General features: G+C 68.9%; 28 protein-coding genes. 14 read left to right on the forward strand and 14 right to left on the reverse strand.

Annotated elements, in window-relative coordinates; translation table 11 throughout:
- Positions 1 to 17: 17 nt before the first annotated feature.
- Positions 18 to 506, reverse strand: a complete 489-nt coding sequence (locus AB8619_RS01765) for a transcriptional regulator (RefSeq protein WP_436794741.1) — start codon at positions 504 to 506, stop codon at positions 18 to 20.
- Between the two features lie 194 nt (positions 507 to 700).
- Between AB8619_RS01765 and AB8619_RS01770 the strand changes: the two genes are divergently transcribed.
- Positions 701 to 1,537 (forward strand): peptidylprolyl isomerase, encoded by an 837-nt coding sequence (locus AB8619_RS01770; RefSeq protein ID WP_436794742.1) that lies wholly within the window; start codon positions 701 to 703, stop codon positions 1,535 to 1,537.
- Between the two features lie 37 nt (positions 1,538 to 1,574).
- On the opposite strand, the gene AB8619_RS01775 is transcribed toward AB8619_RS01770, so the two are convergent.
- Positions 1,575 to 3,218 (reverse strand): ATP-binding protein, encoded by a 1,644-nt coding sequence (locus tag AB8619_RS01775; RefSeq protein ID WP_436794743.1) that lies wholly within the window; start codon positions 3,216 to 3,218, stop codon positions 1,575 to 1,577.
- Positions 3,219 to 3,310: 92 nt separating this feature from the next.
- Positions 3,311 to 3,790, reverse strand: coding sequence for a hypothetical protein (locus tag AB8619_RS01780; protein ID WP_436794744.1), 480 nt, complete (start codon positions 3,788 to 3,790; stop codon positions 3,311 to 3,313).
- 142 nt (positions 3,791 to 3,932) lie between these two features.
- Between AB8619_RS01780 and AB8619_RS01785 the strand changes: the two genes are divergently transcribed.
- Both AB8619_RS01785 and aat read left to right on the forward strand, forming a co-directional pair.
- Complete coding sequence (locus AB8619_RS01785) at positions 3,933 to 4,781, forward strand: 3-hydroxyacyl-CoA dehydrogenase family protein (protein ID WP_436794745.1); 849 nt, start codon at positions 3,933 to 3,935, stop codon at positions 4,779 to 4,781.
- Positions 4,782 to 5,083: 302 nt separating this feature from the next.
- Positions 5,084 to 5,749, forward strand: coding sequence for a leucyl/phenylalanyl-tRNA--protein transferase (gene aat, locus AB8619_RS01790; protein ID WP_436794746.1), 666 nt, complete (start codon positions 5,084 to 5,086; stop codon positions 5,747 to 5,749).
- Here the strand turns inward: aat and AB8619_RS01795 are convergent.
- On the reverse strand, positions 5,692 to 5,856 hold the full coding sequence (locus tag AB8619_RS01795) for a hypothetical protein (protein ID WP_436794747.1): 165 nt from the start codon (positions 5,854 to 5,856) through the stop codon (positions 5,692 to 5,694). The two genes, aat and AB8619_RS01795, sit on opposite strands and share 58 nt — an antisense overlap.
- A gap of 56 nt (positions 5,857 to 5,912) precedes the next feature.
- A complete protein-coding gene (locus AB8619_RS01800; protein WP_436794748.1) occupies positions 5,913 to 6,578 on the reverse strand; it encodes a hypothetical protein in 666 nt (221 codons plus the stop codon).
- Between the two features lie 118 nt (positions 6,579 to 6,696).
- Between AB8619_RS01800 and AB8619_RS01805 the strand changes: the two genes are divergently transcribed.
- The 3 genes from AB8619_RS01805 to AB8619_RS01815 all read left to right on the forward strand — a co-directional run bounded on the left by AB8619_RS01805 (position 6,697) and on the right by AB8619_RS01815 (position 10,493).
- Positions 6,697 to 7,668 (forward strand): NADPH:quinone oxidoreductase family protein, encoded by a 972-nt coding sequence (locus AB8619_RS01805; RefSeq protein WP_436794749.1) that lies wholly within the window; start codon positions 6,697 to 6,699, stop codon positions 7,666 to 7,668.
- 147 nt (positions 7,669 to 7,815) lie between these two features.
- Entirely contained in the window at positions 7,816 to 9,774 is a 1,959-nt protein-coding gene (locus AB8619_RS01810) for a protein meaA (RefSeq protein WP_436794750.1), read from the forward strand.
- A 5-nt stretch (positions 9,775 to 9,779) separates the two neighbouring features.
- Positions 9,780 to 10,493 (forward strand): hypothetical protein, encoded by a 714-nt coding sequence (locus tag AB8619_RS01815; protein ID WP_436794751.1) that lies wholly within the window; start codon positions 9,780 to 9,782, stop codon positions 10,491 to 10,493.
- Positions 10,494 to 10,708: 215 nt separating this feature from the next.
- Here the strand turns inward: AB8619_RS01815 and AB8619_RS01820 are convergent, their stop codons facing one another.
- The 5 genes from AB8619_RS01820 to AB8619_RS01840 are packed head-to-tail and all read right to left on the reverse strand — an operon-like array spanning position 10,709 to position 15,073.
- Entirely contained in the window at positions 10,709 to 11,839 is a 1,131-nt protein-coding gene (locus tag AB8619_RS01820; RefSeq protein WP_436794752.1) for a CaiB/BaiF CoA transferase family protein, read from the reverse strand.
- Positions 11,836 to 12,870 carry a metallophosphoesterase family protein gene (locus AB8619_RS01825; protein WP_436794753.1) on the reverse strand — a complete coding sequence of 345 codons (1,035 nt, stop codon included), beginning with the start codon at positions 12,868 to 12,870 and terminating at the stop codon, positions 11,836 to 11,838. The genes AB8619_RS01820 and AB8619_RS01825 overlap by 4 nt, the downstream gene beginning before the upstream one ends.
- A 10-nt stretch (positions 12,871 to 12,880) precedes the next feature.
- Positions 12,881 to 13,054: a hypothetical protein gene (locus tag AB8619_RS01830; protein ID WP_436794754.1), complete on the reverse strand. Its 174-nt coding sequence runs from the start codon at positions 13,052 to 13,054 to the stop codon at positions 12,881 to 12,883.
- A gap of 16 nt (positions 13,055 to 13,070) precedes the next feature.
- On the reverse strand, positions 13,071 to 14,624 hold the full coding sequence (locus tag AB8619_RS01835; RefSeq protein ID WP_436794755.1) for an acyl-CoA carboxylase subunit beta: 1,554 nt from the start codon (positions 14,622 to 14,624) through the stop codon (positions 13,071 to 13,073).
- 59 nt (positions 14,625 to 14,683) lie between these two features.
- On the reverse strand, positions 14,684 to 15,073 hold the full coding sequence (locus AB8619_RS01840) for a DUF4870 domain-containing protein (RefSeq protein WP_436794756.1): 390 nt from the start codon (positions 15,071 to 15,073) through the stop codon (positions 14,684 to 14,686).
- 21 nt (positions 15,074 to 15,094) lie between these two features.
- On the opposite strand from AB8619_RS01840, the gene AB8619_RS01845 reads away from it, so the two are divergent.
- Both AB8619_RS01845 and AB8619_RS01850 read left to right on the forward strand, forming a co-directional pair.
- The gene (locus AB8619_RS01845) at positions 15,095 to 15,538 is read left to right on the forward strand and encodes a gamma-glutamylcyclotransferase family protein (RefSeq protein ID WP_436794757.1); all 444 of its coding nucleotides are present in this window, start codon (positions 15,095 to 15,097) and stop codon (positions 15,536 to 15,538) included.
- A gap of 10 nt (positions 15,539 to 15,548) precedes the next feature.
- Positions 15,549 to 16,631, forward strand: a complete 1,083-nt coding sequence (locus tag AB8619_RS01850) for an ATP-dependent DNA ligase (RefSeq protein ID WP_436794758.1) — start codon at positions 15,549 to 15,551, stop codon at positions 16,629 to 16,631.
- Positions 16,632 to 16,930: 299 nt separating this feature from the next.
- Here AB8619_RS01850 and AB8619_RS01855 read toward each other — a convergent pair whose 3' ends face one another.
- A complete protein-coding gene (locus AB8619_RS01855; protein ID WP_436794759.1) occupies positions 16,931 to 17,788 on the reverse strand; it encodes a 5'-3' exonuclease in 858 nt (285 codons plus the stop codon).
- Between the two features lie 95 nt (positions 17,789 to 17,883).
- Here AB8619_RS01855 and AB8619_RS01860 point away from each other — a divergent pair, with 95 nt between their 5' ends.
- The 3 genes from AB8619_RS01860 to AB8619_RS01870 are packed head-to-tail and all read left to right on the forward strand — an operon-like array spanning position 17,884 to position 19,909.
- Positions 17,884 to 18,564: a helix-turn-helix domain-containing protein gene (locus tag AB8619_RS01860; RefSeq protein ID WP_436794760.1), complete on the forward strand. Its 681-nt coding sequence runs from the start codon at positions 17,884 to 17,886 to the stop codon at positions 18,562 to 18,564.
- A complete protein-coding gene (locus AB8619_RS01865) occupies positions 18,561 to 19,190 on the forward strand; it encodes an arsenate reductase ArsC (protein ID WP_436794761.1) in 630 nt (209 codons plus the stop codon). Before AB8619_RS01860 ends, AB8619_RS01865 begins: the two co-directional genes overlap by 4 nt.
- Entirely contained in the window at positions 19,187 to 19,909 is a 723-nt protein-coding gene (locus AB8619_RS01870; RefSeq protein ID WP_436794762.1) for an aquaporin, read from the forward strand. Before AB8619_RS01865 ends, AB8619_RS01870 begins: the two co-directional genes overlap by 4 nt.
- Here AB8619_RS01870 and AB8619_RS01875 read toward each other — a convergent pair.
- Positions 19,891 to 20,031 carry a hypothetical protein gene (locus AB8619_RS01875; RefSeq protein ID WP_436794763.1) on the reverse strand — a complete coding sequence of 47 codons (141 nt, stop codon included), beginning with the start codon at positions 20,029 to 20,031 and terminating at the stop codon, positions 19,891 to 19,893. The genes AB8619_RS01870 and AB8619_RS01875 overlap by 19 nt on opposite strands.
- Positions 20,032 to 20,040: 9 nt before the next feature.
- Positions 20,041 to 20,919, reverse strand: coding sequence for a PhzF family phenazine biosynthesis protein (locus AB8619_RS01880; protein ID WP_436794764.1), 879 nt, complete (start codon positions 20,917 to 20,919; stop codon positions 20,041 to 20,043).
- A gap of 114 nt (positions 20,920 to 21,033) precedes the next feature.
- Between AB8619_RS01880 and AB8619_RS01885 the strand changes: the two genes are divergently transcribed.
- Positions 21,034 to 22,479: an aldehyde dehydrogenase gene (locus AB8619_RS01885; protein WP_436794765.1), complete on the forward strand. Its 1,446-nt coding sequence runs from the start codon at positions 21,034 to 21,036 to the stop codon at positions 22,477 to 22,479.
- On the opposite strand, the gene AB8619_RS01890 is transcribed toward AB8619_RS01885, so the two are convergent.
- Complete coding sequence (locus AB8619_RS01890; protein WP_436794766.1) at positions 22,463 to 22,720, reverse strand: hypothetical protein; 258 nt, start codon at positions 22,718 to 22,720, stop codon at positions 22,463 to 22,465. The two genes, AB8619_RS01885 and AB8619_RS01890, sit on opposite strands and share 17 nt — an antisense overlap.
- 314 nt (positions 22,721 to 23,034) lie before the next feature.
- On the opposite strand from AB8619_RS01890, the gene AB8619_RS01895 reads away from it, so the two are divergent.
- Complete coding sequence (locus AB8619_RS01895; protein WP_436794767.1) at positions 23,035 to 24,201, forward strand: alcohol dehydrogenase catalytic domain-containing protein; 1,167 nt, start codon at positions 23,035 to 23,037, stop codon at positions 24,199 to 24,201.
- A gap of 52 nt (positions 24,202 to 24,253) precedes the next feature.
- The gene (locus AB8619_RS01900; RefSeq protein ID WP_436794768.1) at positions 24,254 to 24,787 is read left to right on the forward strand and encodes a hypothetical protein; all 534 of its coding nucleotides are present in this window, start codon (positions 24,254 to 24,256) and stop codon (positions 24,785 to 24,787) included.
- Positions 24,788 to 24,821: the final 34 nt, after the last annotated feature.

Genomic DNA, 24,821 nt, shown 5'->3' on the forward strand with positions numbered 1-24,821 from the left:
ACGTCGACGCTACGGGTTCAGCTGACTTCCACCAACGCCTCCCAGTCGCGCAATTGCTGCAACGTCTGGGTCTCGGTGGCGTGGAGGAGCGAGCAGATGGCCCGCAGGTCGTCCCTGCGGATCGACAGCACACGGCCGTTGAAGTCGCCACGCTCGAGGATGATTGACCGGGCGTAGCGATGGATCGCCTCCGCCTCGGGGATGCCCGACAGCGCGACCAGATCGAGGATGACCTTCGACGGGCGGTCCGTGTCGTCGTCGTCGTCGGACTCACCGAGCAGGACCGACATCGGTACGTCGTAGAACTCGGCGAGCTCGCGCAGGCGGGGCAGGCTCAGGTTGCGGAACCCGCGCTCGTAGGCGCCGATGGCCGACGCGCTCCACTGGCCGCCGCTCTCGCGCTCGACGTCGTCGAGGGACAGTTTGCGGAGACGTCGCACCGCACGGAGACGCTGGCCGACCTCGACGGAGAAGGTCGACTCGCCGCCCGCTTCTTCGGTCGCCATCGTGGTGGAACCCCTCCCGCACGTCTTCTCGCAGCTCGAAATAGCTTGACGTACCATAGAACAGGCCCAGAAGTGGCCTGACTGCTACGCACAGTAGCGGCACCGGTTGCGAGAGTCCACGTCCCCAACGCGGCGCGGGCCGTACGGAGCGTGACTCCGTCGGAGGCGGGAGGACCGAGTACGGTCACCCGACCGTGGGTACTGAAAAGCGTGAACGGCAGAAGCAGGCTCGTCAGGCGAAGATCGAAGAGCTTCGCAAGACCGAGCAACGGGAGAACGTCCGCCGTCGGGGAGTGATGATCGGCGCAGCCGTCGTCGCGTTCCTGGCCTTCGCCATCGGGTTCTCCGTCCTGACCAAGGACGACGACGAGCCGGTGGCCGCGACGACCGACACGAGTGCGGTCGACGACACCACGGACCCGAGCGACTCGACGCCCGACGACTCGACCCCCGAGGCCGATCCGCTGCCGTGCCCGCCGACCGATGGTTCGGCCGAGCAGACACAGAGCTTCCCGGCGGCGCCGGACATGTGCATCGACACCGAGAAGACCTACACGGCCACGATGGTGACCGACGCCGGCACCATCGTGATCGAGCTCGCCGACGACACCGCTCCCGTGACGGCGAACAACTTCGTGTACCTCGCCCGGTACAAGTACTTCGACGGTCTGACGTTCCACCGGGTCATCCCCGACTTCGTCCTCCAGGGCGGCGACCCGCAGGGCACCGGCGCCGGCGGCCCCGGCTACCAGATCGCCGACGAGCTTCCCGACCCCGACGACTACCAGGCCGGTTCGCTGGCCATGGCCAACTCGGGCCCGGACACCAACGGCAGCCAGTTCTTCATCGTCACCTCGGAGAACGGTGCCAAGACGCTGGTCGAGGCGGTCGGTGGCGAGGCTCGCTACTCGCTGTTCGGTCAGGTCATCGAGGGCATGGACGTCGTCCAGGCCATCGAGGCCGACGGCGACCCGACGGGCACGCCGACCACCACGCACATCATCGAGTCGGTCACCATCACCGAGTCCTGAGGACCCACGCGGGTCTGGGGTCAGTGCGAACGTCGCGTCATCGCGCGACGGGGGCCTCGACCGGTGGTTCGACGCGGGCAGCCACCATCGGGAGCGTGAACCGGAAGCTGGAACCGCCACCGTCGGTCTGGTCGACCCACAGGCGTCCGTCGAGCTTCTCGGCCGATCGTCGAGCGATGTAGAGCCCGAGCCCGACACCCTGCTGCGGGCGAGTCAGGTGGTCGCCCAGCCGGGTGAACTTGTCGAAGATCCGATCCTGGTCCGAGCGTGGGATCCCCGGCCCGTGGTCGACCACGCTGGTCACCAGGTCGTCGCCGCCGGGTGCGTTGGTCGCGGTCTCGACGGTGACCTCGATGGAGGTGCCTGGATCGGCGTACTTGAGGGCGTTGGACAGCAGATTGGTGAGGATCCCGGTGGCCACGTCGGCGTCGGTGGTGACGGTGCGGGCGTCGTCGGAGACGCGGAGTTCGATGGTGCGGCTCGGGTCCTGGCGCCGGAAGTTGCCGACCTGCTCGGTGACGATGGCCACCCAGTCGACCGGCGCGACGTCGGCCACGAGTCCGTCCTGGTCGAGCTGCGTCGAACGCAGGAGCGAGTTGACCAGACTCTCGAGACGCTGCTCTTCCCGGAGCATGATCTCGTAGATCTTCTGGCGGTCGTCGGTGCCCAGTTGCGCATCGCGCCGGATCAAGGTGTGGATGAAACCCTTGATGGGCGTCAGCGGCGTGCGCAGTTCGTGCGACACCTGGGCGATCCATCCGTCCTTGTCGTCCTGGAGCTTCTTGCGCTCGGTGTCGTCACGAGCGATCACCACGTAGCCGCCGTCGGACAGGGGCGCGTACGAGCACGTGAGCCAGCGCTGCTCGTCGCCGACGTCGATCGAGAGCAGGATCGATTCGACCATCGCTCCCGACCGGCCCGGGTCGGCGGAGCCGTGCCGGGGGCGACCGTCGACGTCGGCGGGCCGGAACGACTGGGTGACGTGTTGCTCCATGGCGACGACGGCCGAGACCCCGGTGATGCGCTCCATGGCCGGGTTCCACGACCGGACGCGCAGGTCGGAGCCGACCGAGAAGATGCCGTCGGACGACGAACCGAACAGGTCGGCCAGCTTCTTGCGTTCGGCCCGCACCTCGGTGAGCAGCGACAGTTGATGCAGTGTGGTGGACACCCGCTCGGCCAGCGCGTCGAGGATTCGTTCGTGACGTGGGGTGTAGGGCCGACCGTCGGCACGGGCGGACACCGCGATCGACCCGCAGGGCACGCCGGCATCGTCGAGCAGCCGCATCTTCGAGCCCGAGCCGTAGACGTCCTCGACCGCGGTGGGGCCGGCCGACACTCGGACGGTGTCACCGATGCCTTCGACGAGGACGACGGCGGACCGGGCCCCGAGCAACTGAATCGCGTGCTCGGCCAGTTCTCGCGCTGCATCGTGTGGATCGGTCACTGCGCCGAGTGCGAGTTCGGCCTGGCGGAGTCGGTCGAGTTCGCCGTCGGTGAGCATGATGCGGCCCGATCGACGGATGACCAGCCAGATCGACACGGTCACCAGCGCAGCGAGGAGGGCGGTCAGCAGTTCGCCGCTGAGGATCGACAAGAGCGTGGCGATGCCGGCGAGCACTGCGGTTGCCCGCAGCACGAGCGCGTCGCGCCGATCTCGGTCGATCTTGAGGGATGCCACCGTCCGCATTGTCCCGGGACGAGCCGTTCGGGACCATGGCCCGATCGGGTCATTCCGGTCTTGACACCCGGCAGCGGGCGGGGACGCAGCGGTCAGTCGTTGCGAGCAAGGGGGAGGGCCCGATGGGCGGTGCCCTCCACGAGCAGACGGTGCCACCACTGTGTCGTGCCGTTGCGATGCCGCTGTAGCGACGTCACCGACAAGCCGTTGGTGCGCAGTTGGTGCGGGATGTCGCGGTCGAGGCGGAATCCGGTGCTGATGGTGACCATCGGCGCCGCGAGCCGCTGGGCCCGGCCGGTTACGCCCGTGAGGCGGCCGGGTTCCAGGAAGTGGAGCTGTCCGTCGGGCCCGAGGAGGCGGCTGAGGCGGGAGATCGTGCCGGCGAGATCGGCCACCGTCGCGAGTTGCATCACCGAGACGATCACGTCGAAGCGCTCCGACCGGTCGACGAGCGACAACAGGGTGGGATCGGCCACCCCGTCGAGGATCGTCGCATCGGCGTTCGACCAGAGCGACCGGTGGGCTTCGGCGCCGCCGAGGTCGAGGATCCGGCCCTCCAGGCCGCGCGTCATCGAACGCCGCCGTGAACGCACGGTCATCTGGACGCCGGGCGGCAGGAGCCGCTCGTAGCCGGTGGGGATCAGGTGGAGATCTGCGATGCGGACAGTTTCGCGGTTACGAGCGTCCGAAGGTCAGTCGGTACGGTGTCCGGCCATGACGATCAAGACTGTGGGCATCATCGGTTCGGGAATCATGGGTTCGGGTATCGCACAGGTTGCGGCCACCTCGGGCTTCACCGTGGTGCTCCGGTCACGGAAGCAGGAGTCGGCCGACGCCACCGTCGCCGCCATGCAGAAGTCACTCGAGAAGCTGGTCTCGAAGGGCCGCATGGAAGAAGCCGACGCCACGGCTGCCGTCGCCCGGGTCTCGGCCACCTCGAACCTGTCCGACCTCTCCGACTGCGACCTGGTGATCGAGTCGGTCGTCGAAGACCTCGACACCAAGCTCGAACTGTTCGACGAACTCGACCGTGTCTGCAAGGACGGGGCCATCCTCGCCACCAACACGTCGACGCTCCCGGTCATCGAGATGGCGGTCAAGACCTCCCGCCCCGAGCGCGTGTGCGGCGTCCACTTCTTCAACCCGGCACCGATGATGAGCCTGGTCGAGATCATCAAGACCCTCATCAGCTCGGACGAGACCATCGCCGAGGTGCGCGAGTTCGCCGAGGCATGCGGCAAGGGCCCGGTGCTCGTCGAGGACCGCGCCGGCTTCATCGTCAACGCCCTCCTCTTCCCGTACCTCAACAACGCGGTGCGGATGCTCGAGAACGGCACCGCGAACCGCGATGACATCGACGCCGCCATGAAGGGCGGCTGCAACTTCCCGATGGGCCCGTTGGCGCTGCTCGACCTCGTCGGCCTCGACACCTCGCTCTCGATCCTCGACGCCCTCTACGACGAGTTCCGCGACCCCAACTACGCCGCGGTCCCGCTGCTGCGTCGCATGGTCGTCGCCGGGCACCTCGGCCGGAAGTCCGGCGCCGGCTTCTACGACTACTGATCCCTGCGCGGCCATCGCCGCTGACAGGACGCGAACGAGGCCGGGCCCAGTGGGCCCGGCCTCGTTCGCGTGGTGGGGACGGATCTAGAGCACGGCCAGCAGGAGGACGACCAGGAGGATGACGACGACGATGCCCGGGATGTAGACGCCACGGGCGTAGCCGCGCTCGCCGGTCGCTGCGCTGTTCTGGGTCTTGTTGTCCATGGGATCTCCTCGTGTGTGACGGTGGCGGTGACGTTGCCTCCCATACATCCCCGTTCGTGGTTCGTTCAGAACCACCGCTGTCGGGGACAATCGCCGCTGTGCGCATCGAGCCACCTCCGTGCCAATGGCACCTGCCGGGACCCGGCGACGCCGACGAGCACGGCGTCGCGGGCATCGGTGGCGACCTCGAGCCGGGCACGGTGCTCCACGCCTACCGCACCGGTCTGTTCCCGATGCACGTCGATGGCGGGCAGACGCTCGGTTGGTGGTCGCCCGACCCCCGCGGTGTCCTGCCGCTCGAGTCCCTGAAGGTCTCTCGTTCCCTGCGTGCGTCGTGCCGTCGCTACGAGGTCCGTGTCGACACGGCGTTCGACGAGGTGGTGGCGGCGTGCGCCGACCCCGGCCGGCCGAGCGGTTGGATCACCGACGACATCCGTTCGGCGTACCGTCGGCTCCACGAGATGGGCTGGGCCCACAGCGTCGAGACCTACGACGGTGATCGCCTCGTGGGCGGGCTCTACGGGGTGAGCATCGGCGGTCTCTTCGCCGGTGAGTCGATGTTCCACCAGGCACGGGACGCCTCGAAGGTCGCCTTGGTCGCGCTGGTCGAGATCCTGCGTGAGGACGATGTCGGTCGCCTGCTCGACGTCCAGTGGACCACCGACCACCTGGTGTCGCTCGGGGCGATCGACGTTCCCCGAGCGGACTACGTGGCCCGGTTGGGGCCGGCGTTGAGGCTGCCCGTTCCGACGGCGTTCGCCTGAGTCGGGAACTGCACCACGCCGCTGGCGTCGCCACCCGAGAGGACGGCGAGCGTCGACAGCGTTGCCGCTGCGGCGAGGCGGACGGCCCGGGAGATGGATGTGGTCATGGTCGAATGATCGTCGTGGCGTCGAGAGACCTTGATGGGTCGATCGACCCTCGTCGTCAGCCCTTGTGGCCCTTGCCCTTGGACGCCCCGTTGCCCTTGGCGGCCTTGGCCGGCTTCTCGGTCCGGGTGGATTCGGTCGATTCGGTCGAGTCGTCGATGTCGTCGTCGTCGCTCTCGTCGTCGACCTCGTCGTCGCCGTCTTCGGACCCGTGCTTGCCGGCGTTCGACCGAGCGACCTCGGAGACGCATGCACCGTGGCCGGGGCCGGGTTCGCAGTCCTCGCGGGCGGCCTTGCTCACGGCCTCGCCGTGGTTGCGGAACTCGTCGTCACCGTCGGTCTCGTCAGCGATTTCCTCGCCGGTGTCGTCGGTGACGTCGTCTGCCTCGTCTTCCTCGTCGGTCTCCTCCGACTCCCCGTCGTCTCCCTCGTCGCCATCGTCCTCGTCGGACTCCGGGTCGTCGGCAACCGTGGTCGACGTCGGCTCACACTCGTCATCGGTCTCGACGTCGGTCTCGACATCGGATTCCGCAGCGGCATCGTCCTCGACTGCGGTGGTCGTCGTGTCGCCCGTCTCGGGACACGTGGTCGCAGGCTCCTCCGTCCCGTCGCCGTCGGCAGCGAGCGCCATGCTCGCTCCGGCCACGAGGGCCAGTGCGGCGATGACTCCCAACAGGGTCTGCTTCGCGATCGATCGGCTGTGGTGGGTGACGGCGTTCGACATGACCCTCCATCGGCACGCGAGCAACGAACCTTGACGACAAAGTGGCGAATGGTGTGCCACAAGGTCGATGGCGTGTCGAGGTGTCCACGCCTCGACCCGCGACTGCGAGACTCGGGGCATGCGCGCGGTCGTCTGCAACGAACTTGGTCCACCGTCGAGCCTCGTCGTCGAGGAGCGACCGGACCTCGAACCATCGGCCGGACAGGTGATCGTCGACGTCGAGGCCGCCGGCGTGAACTACGTCGACGGACTGTTCGTCGCCGGGGAGTACCAGATCAAGCCGCCCCTGCCCTTCGTGCCGGGAAACGAGGTCGCCGGGACGATCAGTGCTGTCGCCGACGACGTCACCCGGTGGAAGGTCGGCGACCGCGTGCTGGCCAGCGTCGGGCTCGGCGGCTTCGCCTCGGCGGTCGCCACCACCCCGGACGCGCTGGCTCACGTCCCCGATCAGATGTCGTCTGCCGCAGCCGCCGCCTTCACCCAGAGTTACTGCACCGTGGCGTTCGCGTTGGGTCGTCGTTCGGCGTTGTCGTCGGGCGAGTCACTCCTCGTGCTCGGTGCTGCTGGCGGCGTCGGCATCGCCGCGATCCAGTACGGGAAGGCGCTGGGCGCGACCGTCATCGCTGCTGCGTCGTCCGACGAGCGACTCGAGCGATGCACCGTGGCCGGCGCCGACGAGACGATCAACTACTCCGAGGTCGACCTCAAGACCGCAGCCCGCGAACTGTCCGGCGGCGGTGTCGACGTCGTGTTCGACCCCGTCGGCCACGACCTCACCGAACCGGCGCTCCGCGCGATGGGGGAGTTCGGCCGGCTCTGCGTCATCGGGTTCGCCCGCGGCGACATCCCGAAGCTGCCCACCAACCAGGTGCTGCTGCGCAACCGCTCGGTCGTCGGCGTCGACTGGGGTGCCTGGGCGATGGGCCACGGTCGCGAACAGCGGGTCCTGCTGTCCGACACGCTGGCCATGGTCGAGACCGGACGCCTGACGCCGCCGGAGCCGACGAGCTACCCGCTCGACCGGGTCGGCGACGCCCTCTCGGACCTGCTCGAGCACCGACTCGTGGGCAAGGCGGTCCTCGTCCCCTGACCCGAGCCCGACCGTCCCCACACACCCGTTCTGGTGGTCACACGACACCGTCAGATGACGCGACGGTTCACCAGAACGAGGTCGTGGGGGTGCGGGGAGGCCAGGCGCAGGTGGCGTGCGACCTCGCCCGTGGCGGACAATGGGGGTATGAGCGCAGCGAGTGAGCCCCGCCCCAAGGACCGCCCGTGGATGATGCGGACGTATTCCGGTCACTCGACCGCCAAGGCGTCGAACGAGCTGTACCGGGGCAACCTGGCCAAGGGGCAGACCGGGCTCTCGATCGCGTTCGATCTCCCGACGCAGACGGGCTACGACCCCGACCACGTCCTCGCACGCGGTGAGGTCGGCAAGGTCGGCGTGCCGGTCGTCCATCTCGGCCACATGGAGACACTGCTCGACGGCATCCCGCAGGGCGAGATGAACACGTCGATGACCATCAACGCGCCGGCGGCGTGGATGCTCGGTCTCTACGTCGCCAATGCGGAGAAGCACGGTGTCGAGTCGAAGCAGCTGCGCGGCACAACGCAGAACGACATCGTCAAGGAGTACCTGAGCCGCGGGACCTACATCTTCCCGCCGCTCCCCAGCCGTCGTCTGATCGTCGACATGATCGCCTTCTGTGCCGAGTGGATCCCGAAGTGGAACCCCATGAACGTGTGCAGCTACCACCTGCAGGAAGCCGGGGCGACGCCGGTCCAGGAGATCGCCTACAGCCTCGCCAACGCCATCGGTGTGCTCGACGCCGTGAAGGAGTCGGGCCAGGTCGCCGACGACCGCTTCTCGCAGGTCTTCGGCTCGATCAGCTTCTTCGTCAACGCCGGCATCCGCTTCGTCGAGGAGACCGCCAAGATGCGGGCCTTCGGTGAACTGTGGGAGCGCATCGGCCGTGAGCGCTACGGCGTCACCGACGAGAAGGCGCTGCGGTTCCGCTACGGCGTGCAGGTCAACAGCCTCGGCCTCACCGAACAACAGGCCGAGAACAACGTGCAGCGCATCGTCCTCGAGGCGCTCGGCGTCACCCTCTCGAAGAACGCTCGGGCGCGGTCGATCCAGCTGCCGGCGTGGAACGAGGCGCTCGGTCTCCCTCGCCCCTGGGACCAGCAGTGGTCGCTGCGGGTGCAGCAGGTCCTGGCCGAGGAGACCGATCTGCTCGAGTACGGCGACATCTTCGACGGATCGCACGTCATGGAGAAGATGACGTCCGATCTGGTCGAGGCCTCGTGGGCTGAGATGACCGAGATCATGGACCTCGGGGGAGCGTTCGAGGCCATCGACGAGATGAAGGGCCGTCTGGTCCGTAGCCATGCCGAGCGCATCCGTCGCATCGAGTCGGGCGATCAGGTCGTCGTCGGCGTCAACAAGTACACCGAGACCGCTGATTCGCCCCTCGGAGGCGAGGACTCGATCATGAAGGTCGACCCGGCCGTGCAGGACGAGCTCATCGCCGACGTCCAGCAGTGGCGTTCCAACCGCGACAGCGACGCGGTGAAGCGTTCGCTCGACGAGGTCCGTCGTGTCGCCGAGTCGGGCGAGAACATCATGCCGGCGACCATCGACCTCGCCCACGCCGGCGGCACCACCGGCGAGTGGTCGGGTCTCCTGCGTGAGGTCTTCGGTGAGTACCGGGCCCCGACCGGTGTCTCCGCCGCCAGCGGCTTCGGCCCCACGAGCGACGGCCTGCGTGCCGTGGCCGAGCGGGTCAAGGTCCGCCCGGGTGGCCCACCCCGCCTCCTCGTTGCCAAGCCCGGCCTCGACGGTCACTCCAACGGTGCCGAGCAGATCGCCGTCGCCGCCCGCGACGCCGGCTTCGAGGTCATCTACCAGGGCATCCGTCTCACGCCCGAGCAGATCGCCTCGGTCGCAGCCGATGAGGACGTCGACGCGATCGGCCTCTCAATCCTGTCGGGCAGCCACCTCCAGCTCATCCCCGAGACCGTGCGTCTCCTCCGCGAGAACGGTGTCGACGCACCGGTCATCGCCGGCGGGATCATCCCGGAGGACGACCGCAAGCCGCTCCTCGACGGTGGCGTCGCTGCCGTCTACACCCCCAAGGACTTCGACCTCACCAAGATCATGGGCGAGATCCTCGACCTGGTGAGCGACTGATCCGGGTGCCGGTGCGCGAGGGCGGGGTGCTCCGAGTCGTCGCTGCGGCGGCCGCGGCCTTCGGCATCTTCGCGGCCGTCACCAACCACTCCGCTGCTGCCCTGCTCGCCGGACTCTGCGCGGCCGTCGCGGCCGTCCTCGCGCTGTGGTCGCCGGAGACGCCCGCCGAGCGAGAGACGGCCGCGGCCATCGACCTGCGCATGCCGCCCGCCCCGGAACGTCAACCCGAGGTCGCTGCTGCACCGGTGCGGGACTCGGCGCACGACCCAGACGCTGAGGAGGACCTGTCGGCGCAGTTGCTCGAAGGCGAGTTCCTCGAGACGACGCTCCGGGGTCGGATCGCCATCGCTCGTCGAGCCCTCCGTCCCTTGTCGGTCGTGCACATCCTCATCGTCGGATCGGCCGACGGTCCGGTCCCCGCGGGGCTGGTCGCCGCCGCCGCCGAGGCGACGCTCCGCGAGTCCGATGTCGTGGTCCGACGTGACGACGGCGTCTATGTCGCGGTGCTCGAGGACACCGGCGAGGACGGCGCCGTGTGGACGACCGAACGGCTTCGCCGCCACATCGCAGGGACCATCGGTCCTCGCCGTTTCCAGGCCGGCGTGGCGTCGTATCCCAGCCACGGCCTCGACGCCGAGTCGGTCCAGGCCAGCGCCGCGGCGGCACTCGTCGCCGCCCAGGAGTGGGATCGCGATCGCATCGAGGTCGCGGTTCACTGATCGCACCGCAAACTCGACGTCACAGCCGTCGGCCCCCGATGCCGGAGGCGTTGAGTTCGGGCATCGTGCGGCGCCGGCCGTCGTAGCCGTCGTCCGTCGACCCCGAACGTGCCGACTCGAACGTGCCGACTCGAACGTGCCGATCGGTACGTACCGGTCCGTTTCCGTACTGCAACGTGCCGATCGGCACGTTGCGAACATGCGGTCCGTCGGCCTCAGTCGTCGTCGAGCTCGGCGAGGACCTCGTCGGTGTCGGCCCCCTGGGGGCGCCCCGCCCAGCGGATGCGCCCGGGCGTGGCCGACAGTGTGGCGACGAGGCCCTGCATGGGAGTGCCGTCGACGTCGACGACCGAACCGCGCGCCCGGACGTGGGGATCGGCGAGGACGTCGTTCATCGAATAGACGGGCGCGGCGGCAGCCTCGGCTTCGTCGAACGCCGCAAGCACGTCGTCTCGGGTGCGGGCGCCGATCCAGTCGGCCATCCGGGCGTCGATCCGGTCGCGAGCCGCGACCCGACCCTCGAAGCTGTGCAGCGACTCGTCGTCGTCGAGGCCGATCAGGGCCAGCACCCGCCGAGCGACCGATTCGGCCGACGTCGACACGGCGACCCACTCGCCGTCGCTGCACTGCCAGGTGCCACGCGGGACGGTGTAGGGGACGCCCGAGCCCAGGCGGGGCTGTTCGTAGCCCTCGACCGCGGCCGCCGACACGAGTGGACCCATGATCTGCAACAGCGACTCGAGCAGGTTCACGTCGACCACCTGACCCACGCCGGAGTGGAGCGCGACCATGGTTGCGAAGGCCGCGGTGAGGCCGGTGATCTCGTCGGTCAGTGCGATCGGGGGCAACAGTGGTGCCCCGTCGGGTTCGCCCGACAACGACGCGAACCCCGACATCGCCTCGGCCAACGTGGCGAACCCGGCTCGGCCGGCGTAGGGGCCGGTCTGTCCGAACCCGCTGACCCGGGTGATCACCAGGTCGGGGTTCCGGGCGAGCAGGACATCGGGTCCCAGCCCCAGTCGCTCGAGCGTGCCGGGCCGGAAGTTCTCGACCAGGACGTCGGCGGTCGCGCACAGGCGCAGCAGGGTGTCGCGGCCCTCGTCCGACTTCAGGTCGAGCTCGATCGTTCGCTTCCCACGCCCGAGGAGCTTCCAGAAGTAGGTGACGTCGTCGTCGGGGTGGCGGCGGAACATGTTGCGGGTCCCGTCGCCGACGCCGGGGCGTTCGACCTTGATGACGTCGGCGCCGAAGTCGGCCAGGTAGCGGGCGCACGCCGGCGCCGCGAGGACCGTCGAGATGTCGATGACGCGGAGGCCGTCGAGCGCCGGCTTCGGGATTCCGGTCATGTCTCGATGGCGAAGCAGCGGTCGGTCAGCTTCCCGAACGAGTACTGGGGGTAGGCGCCGAAGAACATCGACCGGGTCCGCTGGGTCCACTCGAGTGCCTCGGGCGTCGAGATCCGATGCATGATCTGGAGGATCCCACCTTCGAAGACCTGGTACTCGGCCCAGGCTCCGGGGAAGTCCTTGACGCAGGCGACCTCGACGTAGGCAACGTCGCCGGTCGCAGCGAAGGTCCGCCGCCGGTTCCGGTGGGTGTGGCCGGCGAAGTAGCCACGGATCGAGTCGTGGGCGGCGATCACCGAGACCAGTGCCTCGGAGGCATCCGGATGGATGCCGAAGTAGCCGTCGGGACGCTCGGCCGACGCGGGGTCCCACGGATGGTGGTGGCCGAGGACCAGGACCGGACGGTCGGCTGCGGCGGCGACGTCGCCGAGCCACTCGAGCTGTTCGTCGGTGACCGTGCCGGTCGCGGCTCTCGGGATCGTCGTGTCGATGAGCGCGATCGTCACGCCGGGGAGGTCGATCTGTTGTGTCGGCGTCGCCGCGAAGGTGGCGCCGTGGTAGCCGTCGTGGTTCCCGCGTACGTGGTGGAGGCGATCGCCGAAGGCCGCTGCGTAGCAGTCGAGGAACTGCTGGTACTCCTCGATCGTGCCGTTGGTGGTGAGGTCGCCCTTGACCACGACCGCGGCCGGGTCGATGGCGGCGATCTCGCTCACCGCACCCTCGTTCATCGTCGTGGGGTACGGCCGCTCGCCCGGTCCGACCGACATCGGTGGCCCGGTGTCGATGCCGTCGAGGTGACCACACTCGGTCTCACCGAAGTGGACGTCGTTGGTCGTCGCGAACCGGCACAGGAGCTCGCCATCGGGGCGCGGCAGCGTTCGGAAGGTGATCCCGTCGACCTCGTGCTCGGTGTCCGGAGCGAGGTCGTGGAGACGCCGCACCGTCGTGCCTTCGTGCACGACCGCCATGTCATGACCGACGGTCGTGACTTCGGCGTTGCCGGCCTCAGCGGACGCGATCTCGGCGGTCACGGTGACGTGGTCACCAGGGTCGGCGACGCCGCAGCGGGATCGGCTTGCCCCACCAGCGCCCGGAGAAGCGCCACCGCGGCACCTCGGTACCACCGTCGTCGGCCGCTGGACGCGGCCAGCCGGCTTCGATCGCTGCTGCGATCGCGGCGGCTTCCTCGTCGGTGGGAACGGGGCGGATGTCCATCAGCGTCGGCGTCCGACTACAGCGGCACGTTGCCGTGCTTGCGGGCGGGGAGCTCTTCGCGCTTCGAGGCGAGCATGTCGAGGGCGGCGTTGATCTTGCGCCGCGTGTCGGCGGGGTCGATCACGTCGTCGACGTAGCCACGATCTGCGGCGGCGTACGGGTTGAGGAACTTCTCGGAGTACTCCTCGACCAGCTCGGCCTTCTTGGCATCGGGGTCGTCGGCCTCGGCGATCTCGCGCCGTCCCACGATCTCGACGGCGCCGGCAGCGCCCATGACGGCGAGCTCGGCCGACGGCCACGCGATGGCGTAGTCGGCACCGATCGACTTCGAGTTCATGACCACGTAGGCGCCGCCGTAGGCCTTGCGGGTGATGACCTGGATCCGCGGGACGGTCGACTCGCAGTAGGCGTAGAGCAGCTTGGCGCCGTGGCGGATGATGCCGTTGTGCTCCTGGTCGACGCCGGGCATGAAGCCGGGGACGTCGACGAAGGTCAGCAGCGGGATGTTGAACGCGTCGCAGGTGCGCACGAACCGGGCGGCCTTCTCGGACGACTCGATGTCGAGGACGCCGGCCATGGCCATGGGCTGGTTGCCGACGATGCCGACGGGGCGTCCGGCCATGCGAGCGAAGCCACAGGTGATCTGCGGTGCCCACTTGGCGGCGTACTCGAAGTACTCGCCGTCGTCGACGATCTCGCCGATGACCGCCTTCATGTCGTAGGGCTGGTTCGGGTTCGTCGGGACGATCTCGCTCAGCGCCGGGCACTGCCGGTCCGGGTCGTCGCCGGTGTCGAGGACCGGTGGCTCCTCGAGGTTGTTCGACGGCAGGAACGAGAGCAGGAACTTGACGTCGTCGAGCACGGCCTTGTCGTCGGAGGCCTCGAACTGGGCGACGCCGGACTTGGCGGCGTGGGCGTCCGAGCCGCCGAGTTCCTGCTGTGTCACGTCCTCGCCGGTCACGGTCTTCACGACGTCGGGTCCGGTGATGAACATGTACGAGGTGTCCTCGACCATGAACACGAAGTCGGTCATCGCGGGGGAGTAGACGGCGCCGCCGGCGCACGGGCCCATGATCACGCTGATCTGGGGGGTGACGCCGCTGGCCTTCACGTTGCGGAAGAAGATGCCGCCGTACTGGTCGAGCGAGACGACGCCCTCCTGGATGCGGGCGCCGGCGCCGTCGTTGAGTCCGATCAACGGTGCGCCGACCTTGAGCGCCATGTCCATCAGCTTGTGGATCTTCTTGGCGAACGTCTCGCCGAGGGCGCCGCCGTAGACGGTGAAGTCCTGGCTGAAGACGAAGATCTTCTTGCCGTCGACCGTGCCCCAACCGGTGATGACGCCGTCGGTGTAGGGGCGGTCGTCGAAGCTCGACTCCATCGGGCGTCGCGACAGCAGGTCGATCTCGTGGAAGCTGCCCTCGTCGAGGAGGTACTCGATGCGCTCGCGGGCGAGCATCTTGCCCCGCTCGTGCTGGCGTGCGATCGAGCGTTCGGAGCCGGGTTGACGCGCCTCAGCCTTCTTCGCCTCGAGGTCTGCGATCCGTTCCGACATGGAGTGCTCGGCCATGGCGCCGGAGGTTACCGGGCACGTTTCTCGCGACAGGAATGCCGTGGGTGCCCGGTGGTTCAGGTCACCAGCCGGATGCAGATCGGATAGCGGTAGTACTCACCACGGTTGGCCGCGACGGCGCCGAGGATCGGGAAGATGATCGTGCCGGCCATCACGACGAAGAACAGGAGGAAGCCGATCAGGACGAGCATCAACAGGAACGACACGAACATCGCGAGCACCACGGTGATCGAGAAGTTGAGGGCCTCTCGAGCCTGGTCGGCGACGAAGGGGGACTCGTCCTTCTTGATGAGGTAGATGATGAGCGGAACGACGAAACCGCCGACGATCTGGCCGGCATGGGCGAGTGTGGCCAGGGTGCGGTCGTCGGTGCCACCCGTCGGCGCCGGAGGCGGACCCCACGACGGCGGTGGCGGTGGCGGCGGGGGTAGCTCGTCGTCGGCCATGACGAGCCAGAGTGTACGGCGATGGGAACGACGCATCGGCTCTTCGTCTACGGCACGCTCCGACATCCACCGCTGCTGGCCGGCCTCGTCGGCCGACCGGTCCCGGCCACCCCGGCGACGCTCCGCGGACACCGAGCGGCGGTGCTCCGCGGTGCGGCATACCCCGGCCTCGTGGTCGACGCAGCGTCGACCACAGTCGGATCGCTCATCGAGGTCGACGACGACGGACTCGACGTGCTCGACCGCTTCGAAGGACCGGAGTACACGCGCACCAGCGTCACCGTGCAGATCGCCGACGGCACCGTCGACGCCGACGCCTACCTCCTCACCGGACCGACGCGCTCGCTCGTCGAGCCGGGCACCTGGAGTCTCGACGACTTCGTGGCGGGCGATGCTGCCGACTGGGTCCACGGCGCCGTCCCCGGGACCCACCACCCGCGGCGAGACCCGGACGGCACCGCGTAACGTCGACCCCGTGGATCTCCCGGTGCCGTTCCCGCTGAAGCCGATGCTGGCGAAGCCGAACGACGGGATCCCGAGGGGGGACTGGCTCTTCGAGCCGAAGTGGGATGGCTTCCGTTGCATCGTCTTCCGCGACGGCGACGAGATCGAGCTGGGCAGCCGGAACCAGAAGCCGCTGACCCGCTACTTCCCCGAGATGATCGAGCCGCTGCTCGCCGCGCTGCCCGACCGGTGCGTGGTCGACGGCGAGATCGTCGTCGCCGTGGACGACCACCTCGACTTCGACGCGCTCGGCCAACGCATCCATCCGGCCGAGTCGCGGGTGAACATGTTGGCCGAGAAGACGCCGGCGACCTTCGTGGCGTTCGACCTCGTGGCCCTCGGCGACCGCTCGCTGATGGCGACGCCGTTCGCCGAGCGCCGTGCGCTCCTCGAGGAGGCGGTCACGCCCGGCAGACAGGTCCACGTCACGCCGGTCACCTCTGATCACGAGCTCGCAGCCGAGTGGTTCCGCAGCGTCGAGGGTGCCGGTCTGGACGGGCTGATCGCCAAGGACCCGGCCGGCGTCTACGAACCCGACAAGCGCGTGCTCAAGAAGGTGAAGCACCAACGGACCGCCGACTGCGTGGCGACCGGGTTCCGCTGGCACAAGGACGGCAAGGGTGTGGGCTCGATCCTCCTCGGCATCAACACCGCGGACGGCGAGCTGCGACACGTCGGCGTGTCGGCAAGCTTCAAGGCGACGTTCCGCGAAGAACTCGCCGAGGAGTTGGCACCGCTGGTCGAGGACGACTTCTCACGACATCCGTGGAGCAAGTGGTACGACGCCGAAGCACATGCCGCGGCCGAGGCGGGCCCGGGGAGTGCGATGCCGGGCGCACCCAACCGATGGAACGCGACGCGCGACCAGTCGTGGGTGCCGCTGCGCATCGAGCGAGTCGTCGAGGTCGGCTACACGATCATGACCAGTGGTCGGTTCCGTGGCACCACGCGCTTCGTGCGGTGGCGGCCGGACAAGTCACCCGGGGAGTGCACGTACGACCAACTCGACGTCGTGCCGCCGATGGGATTCGGAGACCTGGTCGCCGGGAACTGAGGCTCGGTCGGAGGCGTCAGGATATCCTGATGCAATGGGTCGGATTGCCCATGGCGTCACCGTCTGATCTGGACGAAACTCAGGGCACAGAGCGGGAACCCACTGGGAATCCCCAGTGAGCCGTGGTTCCGGGCGCCCGGGCGGGGCGTCCGGGACACCTCGGTGCCGACCCGCTCCCGTTCCGTTCCGTTTCCCGTTCCCGTTCTGGTGAACAGCCGTGCCATCTGGTGGTCGCATCCGTTCACCAGAACAGGTTGGTTTGGTGGGTGGGTGGGGTTGGTTCGGTGCGTGGGGTTGGTTCAGCGGGTGGCGAGGCGTTGTGCCCGTTCTGCCAGGCGCTCTGCGCCGATCGTTGCCGCGAAGGTGACGACGTCGTCGCTCGGACCCGTCCACGCCATGGCGTCGACGTCGGGGCTCACCGGTGCATCGGGTTGGAGGGTGGCGAGCGTCCGGAAGAGCAGCGCGTCCTCGAGATTGTCCTGCAACGTCACGGCGAGCTTCGCTCCGCCGCGCACCGTGATGTCCCATTGACCGGCCGCCGGCGGGATGTCCTCGATGTGGACGTAGCGAGCGAGCACGGCACCGGCCGACTTGGCACCCCAGCCGGGGAGGCCGGGGAAGCCGTCGGCCGAGTCGCCGACCAGGCCCAGGTAGTCGGGGATCGACTCGGGGAGGACGCCGAACTTCTCCTGGACCCCTTCGACGTCGTACCACTTGTCCTGGCGACGGTCCCACTGGACGACCTTGCCGCCCACGAGTTGAGCCATGTCCTTGTCGGGGGTGCAGATGATGACCCGCTCGACCCGGTCGTCGGAGCGCCCGAGCGCGGCGCCGGCGGCGAGCCCGTCGTCGGCCTCGTGGGTGACCTGGGGCCACACGGCGAAGCCGAACGCCTCGAGGGCCTCCTCGACCAGCGGGAACTGCGACTTCAGCTGCGGGTCGATGCCCGAGCCGTCCTTGTAGTCGTCCCACATGTCGTTGCGGAAGCTCTCGATCACCTGGTCGGTCGCGACGCCGATGTGGGTCGCCCCGTCGTCCACCAACTGCAGCATCGAGTTCACGACGCCCCGCGTCGCGCCCTGGTCGAGATCCCGGTTGTTGGGCGAGTAGTGGTACCGGAACAGCTCGTAGGTCCCGTCGACCAGGTGGATCTCCATGGGCCCGATGTTGCCAGGTCGTCGGTGATGACGTTCATCCCCTATTCACTCAGCCAATATTGAATCACTTCTGGATGAGTGGTTATGGTGCGTGTGTGCCCACCACCGAGACCGCCGCCGACGTCGCCCGCCGGTCACGCGTCTTCGCGGCCCTCGGCGACCCACTCCGCCTCGCGGTGGTCGACGAACTGCGTCGCACCGACCGGTCTCCCAAGGAGTTGGCGGCCCATCTCGGCGTGCCCGGCAATCTCCTGGCGCACCACCTCGACGTGCTCGAGGAGGTCGGGCTGATCGAACGGTTCGTGTCCTCGGGCGATCGCCGACGTCGCTACGTTCGGCTGATCTCGCCGGTGGTCGACGCAACGACCGGCGGCGGAGATCTGCCAGCGTCGGTCCTGTTCGTCTGCACGCACAACTCAGCTCGGTCGCAGCTCGCCGCTGCCGCGTGGAACCGTTCCGTCGGGGCCGCGGCCTCGTCGGCCGGGACGCACCCCGCCGACCGGGTCCATCCCGGGGCCGTCGACGCCGCTCGACGTGCCGGCCTCGACCTCGCCGACGCTCGACCACGGCACCTCGATGATGTCGAGTCGGCCGATCTGGTCGTGACGGTGTGCGATCGGGCCCACGAAGAGCTCGAGCCCGACCCGACGTGGCTGCACTGGTCCGTCCCCGATCCCGTCGACGTCGGCACCGCCGAGGCGTTCGACGGCGCACTCGCCGACATCGACACCCGTATCCGCAGCCTCGTCCGAGGCGAGCAAGGAGCATCCCGATGACCGACTCACCCACCAAGCCCGCCGACGCGCTCGTCGACGAGGCCGCCGCACGCCTCCGGGAGGAGTTCGCGGGAACGTTCAATGCCGAGACCGTCGACCGCTACGTCGCCGACTCGCTCACCAAGATGGACGAGCGGGCGCGGTTCTCGACCTGGCTCCCGATCCTGGTCGAGCGGTTCACCCGCGACCGTCTCCGGGCACTGGCACGGCTCGACGTCGGCGAACTCGACAAGCCGGCCGTCCTCTTCCTGTGCGTGCACAACGCCGGGCGGTCGCAGATGGCCGCCGGGTGGCTCCGGCACCTCGCCGGCGACCGGATCGAGGTGTTCTCCGGGGGCTCCGAGCCCGGCATCGAGACCAACGCTGCTGCGGTCGAAGCCATGGCGGAGGTCGGCGTCGACATCTCGGCCGAGGTCCCGCAGCCGTGGAGCGACGAGATCGCCCGGGCCGCCGACGCCGTCATCACGATGGGATGCGGCGACGTCTGCCCGATCTTCCCCGGCAAGCGTTACGAGGACTGGGAACTCGCCGATCCCGCGGGCCAGGGCATCGAGATGGTGCGCGAGGTCCGCGACGACATCCGCGCTCGGGTCGAGGCCCTCATCGCCAGCTTGGACGTCGCATGACCCGCAAGCTCGTCGCCGAGTTCGTCGGCACGGCCTTCCTCCTCGCGGGGGTCGTGGGCTCCGGGATCATGGCCCAGAACCTCACCGACGACGTCGGCCTCCAACTCCTCCAGAACGCGTTCGCCACCGCCGGCGTCCTGGTCGCGCTCATCCTCGCTCTCGGGCCAGCGTCCGGCGCGCACTTCAACCCCGCGGTCACGATCGCCGACCGCGCCTTCGGCGGGATCGACACGCCGACGGCCGTCGGGTACGTCGTCGCCCAGGTCAGCGGCGGCATCGTCGGGGTGATGGCGGCCAACGTGATGTTCGACCTGTCGGTCGTCGACTGGTCGACCAAGGATCGCAGCGCCGGTCACCTGGTCTTCGCCGACGGGGTGGCGACGCTCGGGCTGCTGCTGGTGATCTTCGGCGTCGTCCGCTCTGGCCGTGCCGGCATGGCGGCGTTCTCGGTCGGCGGCTACATCGCCGGCGCCTACTACTTCACGTCGTCGACCAGCTTCGCCAACCCCGCGGTCACCGTGGCGCGCATGTTCTCCGACACCTTCGCCGGCATCGAGCCGTCGTCGGCGCCCGGATTCATCGCCGCCCAACTCGCGGCGACCGCCGTGGCGATCGGTCTGATCCGAGTCCTGTACCCCGACATCGAAGAGGTCGCCGACCGGGTCGTCGTACCCCACGGAGCCACGACGACCGGCGTCGGTCAGGCCGACTCGCCGTAGGCCTCGCAGTCGGCGTTGTCGCAGACGAAGCCGTCGTCACCGTCGGGCAGCATCGTCACGCCGCAGCCGCAGATGGGTGCGCCCTCGTCGCGCTCGAGCAGTTCGTCGTCATCGTCGTACACGGCCCCTTCCTACAGGTCCATCGACCCGGCCCCGACCCGAACGGCGCGGCCGCCGACGGTGGCGGCCACCAACTCGGGCCCCCGGAGCACGGCGCCGACGTGGATCTCGCTCGGGCGACCCATCTCCACGCCCTGCTCGATGACCCACCCCTCGGCGAGTCGCTCCGGCGACGCGTGCCCAGCGAGGTAGCCGCACGTCGCGGCCGCGGCGGAACCGGTGGCGGGGTCCTCGCCGATCCCGAGTGCCGGCGCGAACATCCGCGCTCGCCACGCTCGGGCATCGACACGCTGGCCGGGGTCGACCGGCGCGAGGACGTAGATGTCCGGGGCGGCGGTGTGCGCCATCGTGTCGCGCCACCACGACAGGTCGACCTGGCATCGACCGAGGGTCTCGACATCTCGGACCGTGAGGACGGTGAAGGGGCCACCGACGCTCCAACCGCGGACCCCGAGCGACGAGTGGAGGTCGGACAACTCGAGTCCGAGGGAACGGATCACGTCCTCGGGGTCGGCGACGTCGACCGAGGTCGGTGGGCCTGCGGTGGTCAGCGACGCGAACCCGTCGTCGACCGCGACCTCGATCGGCCCGACCTGCTCGAGCAGTGTCACGGGTCCCGAGGTGAGCCCGAGGTCGGCCAGTGCGAGCGCGGCGCCGATCGTCGGGTGACCGGCGAACGGCAACTCGACCGCCGGCGTGAAGATGCGGGTCACGACACCGTCGGCGCCGCCGGTCGTGAGGAAGACGGTCTCGGAGAGGTTGAGCTCCTTGGCCATCGTCTGCATCTGCGCGTCGGACAACGCCGGCGGGTCGACGGCGATCGCGAGGGGGTTGCCGGTGAAGGGCGTGTCGGTGAAGACGTCGTAGAGCAGGTGGTCGACGGTCGGCATCCCCCGATCCTTGCGGAACGATCGGCGCGATGGCACCCGTATATGGGTCGAACGCGCCGACCGGCGCGTTCGGGTCGGCGCGTTCGGACCGGCTGATCTGACACAGTGTCAGATATGAGCGATCTCCTCACCCACGACACGTTCTTCATCGGCAACGAGTTCGTCGCCCCGGCCGGCACCGATCGGATCGAGGTCATCAACCCCGCGACCGAGCAGGTGCTGGGCTCGTGCCCGTCGGGCATCGAGGCCGACATGGATCGTGCCGTCGCCGCAGCTCGCGAGGCGTTCGACCACGGGCCGTGGCCCCGCATGAGTCCGAGCGAGCGCGCCGACGCCATCGCCCGTCTCTCGGCTGCGCTCCAGGCACGCGGCGCAGACATCGCCGACATCATCACCAAGGAGAACGGGTCGCCGTCGGCCTGGTCGATCATGGGGCAGGTCTTCTCGTCGACGATGGTGCTCGACGCCTACGTCGACATCGCCAAGAACCACGACTGGGTGACCCAACGCCAGGGCGCGCTGAGCCCCGTCACGGTGCGCAAGGTCCCCGTGGGTGTGTGTGCCGGCATCATCCCGTGGAATGTCCCGCTGTTCATCAGCGTCCTCAAGCTCGGCCCGGCGTTGTCGGCCGGCTGTTGCATCGTCCTCAAGCCGGCCCCCGACACGCCCCTCGACAGCTACCTGCTCGCCGAGGCCGTCGTCGAAGCCCAGATCCCGCCGGGTGTCGTCAACATCGTCGCCGCGGACCGCGGCCCGTCGGAGTACCTGGTCCGGCATCCCGACGTCGACAAGGTGAGCTTCACCGGCTCGGTCGCCGCAGGCCGCAAGATCGGCGCGATCTGTGGGGAGCAGCTCAAGCGGATGACGCTCGAGCTCGGCGGCAAGTCGGCGGCGATCATCCTCGACGACGTCGACCTCGACGCGGTCATGGGCGACCTCCTCGGATCCGGTCTCATGAACAACGGCCAGGTGTGCGGTGCGCAGAGTCGACTCCTGATCAGCCGCACGAGGTATGACGAGGTCGTCGACGCCATCGGCCAAGCCATGGCGGCCATGCCTGTCGGCGACCCGCTCGACCCGACGACGGCCATCGGGCCCCTGGTCAACGCCAGCCAGCGCGACCGGGTGAAGGGCTACCAGCAGCTCGGTGTCGAGGAGGGAGCGACCGTCGTGACCGGCGGTGGCCAGCCCGACGGACCCGGCTACTTCATCGAGCCGACCCTCTTCGCCAACGCCACCAACGACATGCGGATCGCCCGCGAGGAGATCTTCGGTCCGGTCCTGACCGCCATCCCGTACGACGACGAGGCCGATGCCGTCCGCATCGCCAACGACTCGGACATGGGGCTCTGCGGTTCGGTCTGGTCGGCCGACGTCGACCACGCGGCCGAGCTCGCCACGCAGGTGCGCACCGGTGTCGTCACCATCAACAGCCAGATGATCCTCGACATGAAGGCACCCTTCGGCGGCTTCAAGTCGTCGGGTGTCGGACGCGAGCTCGGCCCCGAGGGCATCGAGCCCTACACCGAACTGCAGACGATCATCACTCCGGCGGGCTGACCGCCACTCGATCCGACAGGTCGATCAGGGTCGTCCGCGCAGCGGCCGGGAGGCCACGAGCCATCGCCTCGAGCGACTCCTGCATCTGGGCGCTGACCTCGCGCGAGAGGTCGAGGAGTTCGAGCCGTCGTTGCGTGGTGAGTCCGTCCGCGGTCGCGAGATGCGAGATCGTGGCCTGCAGCACGCTCAGGCGTCCCAGCAGCCAGTGCGCAGCGAGCGCGGCGAGTTCGTCATCAGGCATTGCTGCATGATTCGACGCGCAGCGGCCGGATGCGTGCCTGCTCGCCGAATTTCTCGCACCGAAACCGCCCACGCGGGCCGCATCGGTGACAGACGTCGCTGTTGACCGGCGAATGGCCACGGATCGTGGCCGCGCCGCCGCTCCGGGGAGCTGCCTGGGGTGCACGAACGCGCAACCGGCCGGCCGATCTGTCGAAACGCGTTGCCCGGCTGGCGAGCCGATGCACGCTGCATTCCGTTCTGCGGGTCCGTATCCGGCAGGATCTTGTCGCTGATCGCCGGTCCGAATGCGACCCCCGATGAATTGGAGCCCCGATGACCACGATGACCCGTGCCTACTCGATCACCGCAGAGCGTCTCGCGGCAGAGACCGCGGCCAGCGGCGGTGACCCGAGCGCTGTCGACGTCTCGAAGGTCGTTGCCGTCGACGATCTCGAACTCCGCGACCTCGGCCCGACCGACGTGCAGATGAAGATCCTCGCGGTCTCCGCCGAGCACAACATCGACCACGCGGCCACGGCCGACACCATCAACATCGCCGAAGCCCGTGGCGGAAAGATCTACCCCGGGAACTCGGCGCTGGGCGAGGTCACCGCCGTCGGCCGCGACGTCACCAAGTTCGTCGCCGGCGACATCGTCGTGACCCACTGCAACGGCGAGCCCGACGAGAACGGCTTCCCGCTGCGCATCTGGGCCTACGACCAGCCCGAGTCGATCGGCTGGTACGCCAAGGACGCCGTCGTCGAGGAGTGGCAGCTCATCAAGGCGCCGCTCGACTGTGGTCTGAACCTCTGGGAGATGGCCGCACTGCCGCTCCGGGCCCCCACCGCCTACCACCTGTGGCGCCGGGCCATCGGGATCTACCGCGTGAAGGTCCCGTACGAGCGCAAGGCCCGTCTCAACGTGCTGAGCTTCGGTGGCGGCGTGGGCGAACTGTTCCTCATGCTCGCCAAGGCCGAGGGGCACAACGCCTACTTCTGCGCCGGAAGCAAGGAGCGCCGCGACGCGCTCGAGAAGCAGGGCATCGTCGGGATCGACCAGAAGCAGTTCAACCGCTTCGCCACCCGCGACGACATCAAGGCCTTCTCCAAGGAGGTCAAGGGGCTGACCGACGGCGAGGGCATGCACCTCGTCTGCGACATGCTCCGCGGCCCGGTCTTCGAGGCCGGCCTCGCCGTGGCCGGGCGCTGCGGTGTCAACGTGAGCGCCGGCTGGCAGTTGAGCCAGGTCGTCTCCTACAACTCGACGGTGCAGTCGGTGAAGCAGGTCACCATCGACCACACCCACTACGAGACGCCGATCGGTTGCGAGGCAGCCACCGAGCTCTACGGGTCGGTCTTCAAGCCGACGATCCACGACGAGGTGTACTCCTTCGACGACATGCCCCGGTGCTTCCAGGAGATGCACGAGAACACCCAGACGGGCATCCCGATCATCCGGGTCGCCGACGAACTGCCGGACTCGGTCGCGCACCTGGTCTGACCTCCGCCCTGTCCACGACTGGCCGGCGAGTCGCCGGTAGCGTCGCGCGACGGTGCATGAACTCGGTGGACGTCGAAACGGGTACCGCAACCCGGAGGTCGTGTTGGCCGAGGCGCGCCGCATGGCCGACGGCATCCGCCGTCAGGCCGAACGCGACGCGGCCGCCATCCGGCGCGATGCCGCGTCGTGGGCGGCCGCGACGCGCGCCGAGGCGTCGGACCTCCGCGACCGGGTGTTGGCCGAGATCTCGTCGCAGCGCGCCCTCCCGTCCGCCGCGTCGCCGCACCGCCCACCGACCGCCGGACGGACGGCACAGCCGACACCGGCCAGTGCCGGCCCGCCGCCGCCACCACCTCCACCGCCGCCTCCTCCTCCGCCACCGCCCCCACCGCCGCGGCACGTCGACATCCCTGCGAGCCAGGACGACAGCGTCCTCGTCGGGGAGGTCATCGACCTGCGGGCCGAGGCTGCAGCCCGTCGCGGGCACGCCGTCGGCGAGGTGATCGAGGTCAACCTCGAGTCGAAGTTGTACGACGTCGTGGTCCTCGCCCTCCGCCGGACCTTCGAGGAGCCAGCCTCCCGCTGAGTCGGCGATCGCCGACTGCATTACCGCGGGTAGC

It is taken from the genome of Actinospongiicola halichondriae, from assembly GCF_049103745.1.
GTDB classification, from domain to species: domain Bacteria; phylum Actinomycetota; class Acidimicrobiia; order Acidimicrobiales; family Salinilacustritrichaceae; genus Salinilacustrithrix; species Salinilacustrithrix halichondriae.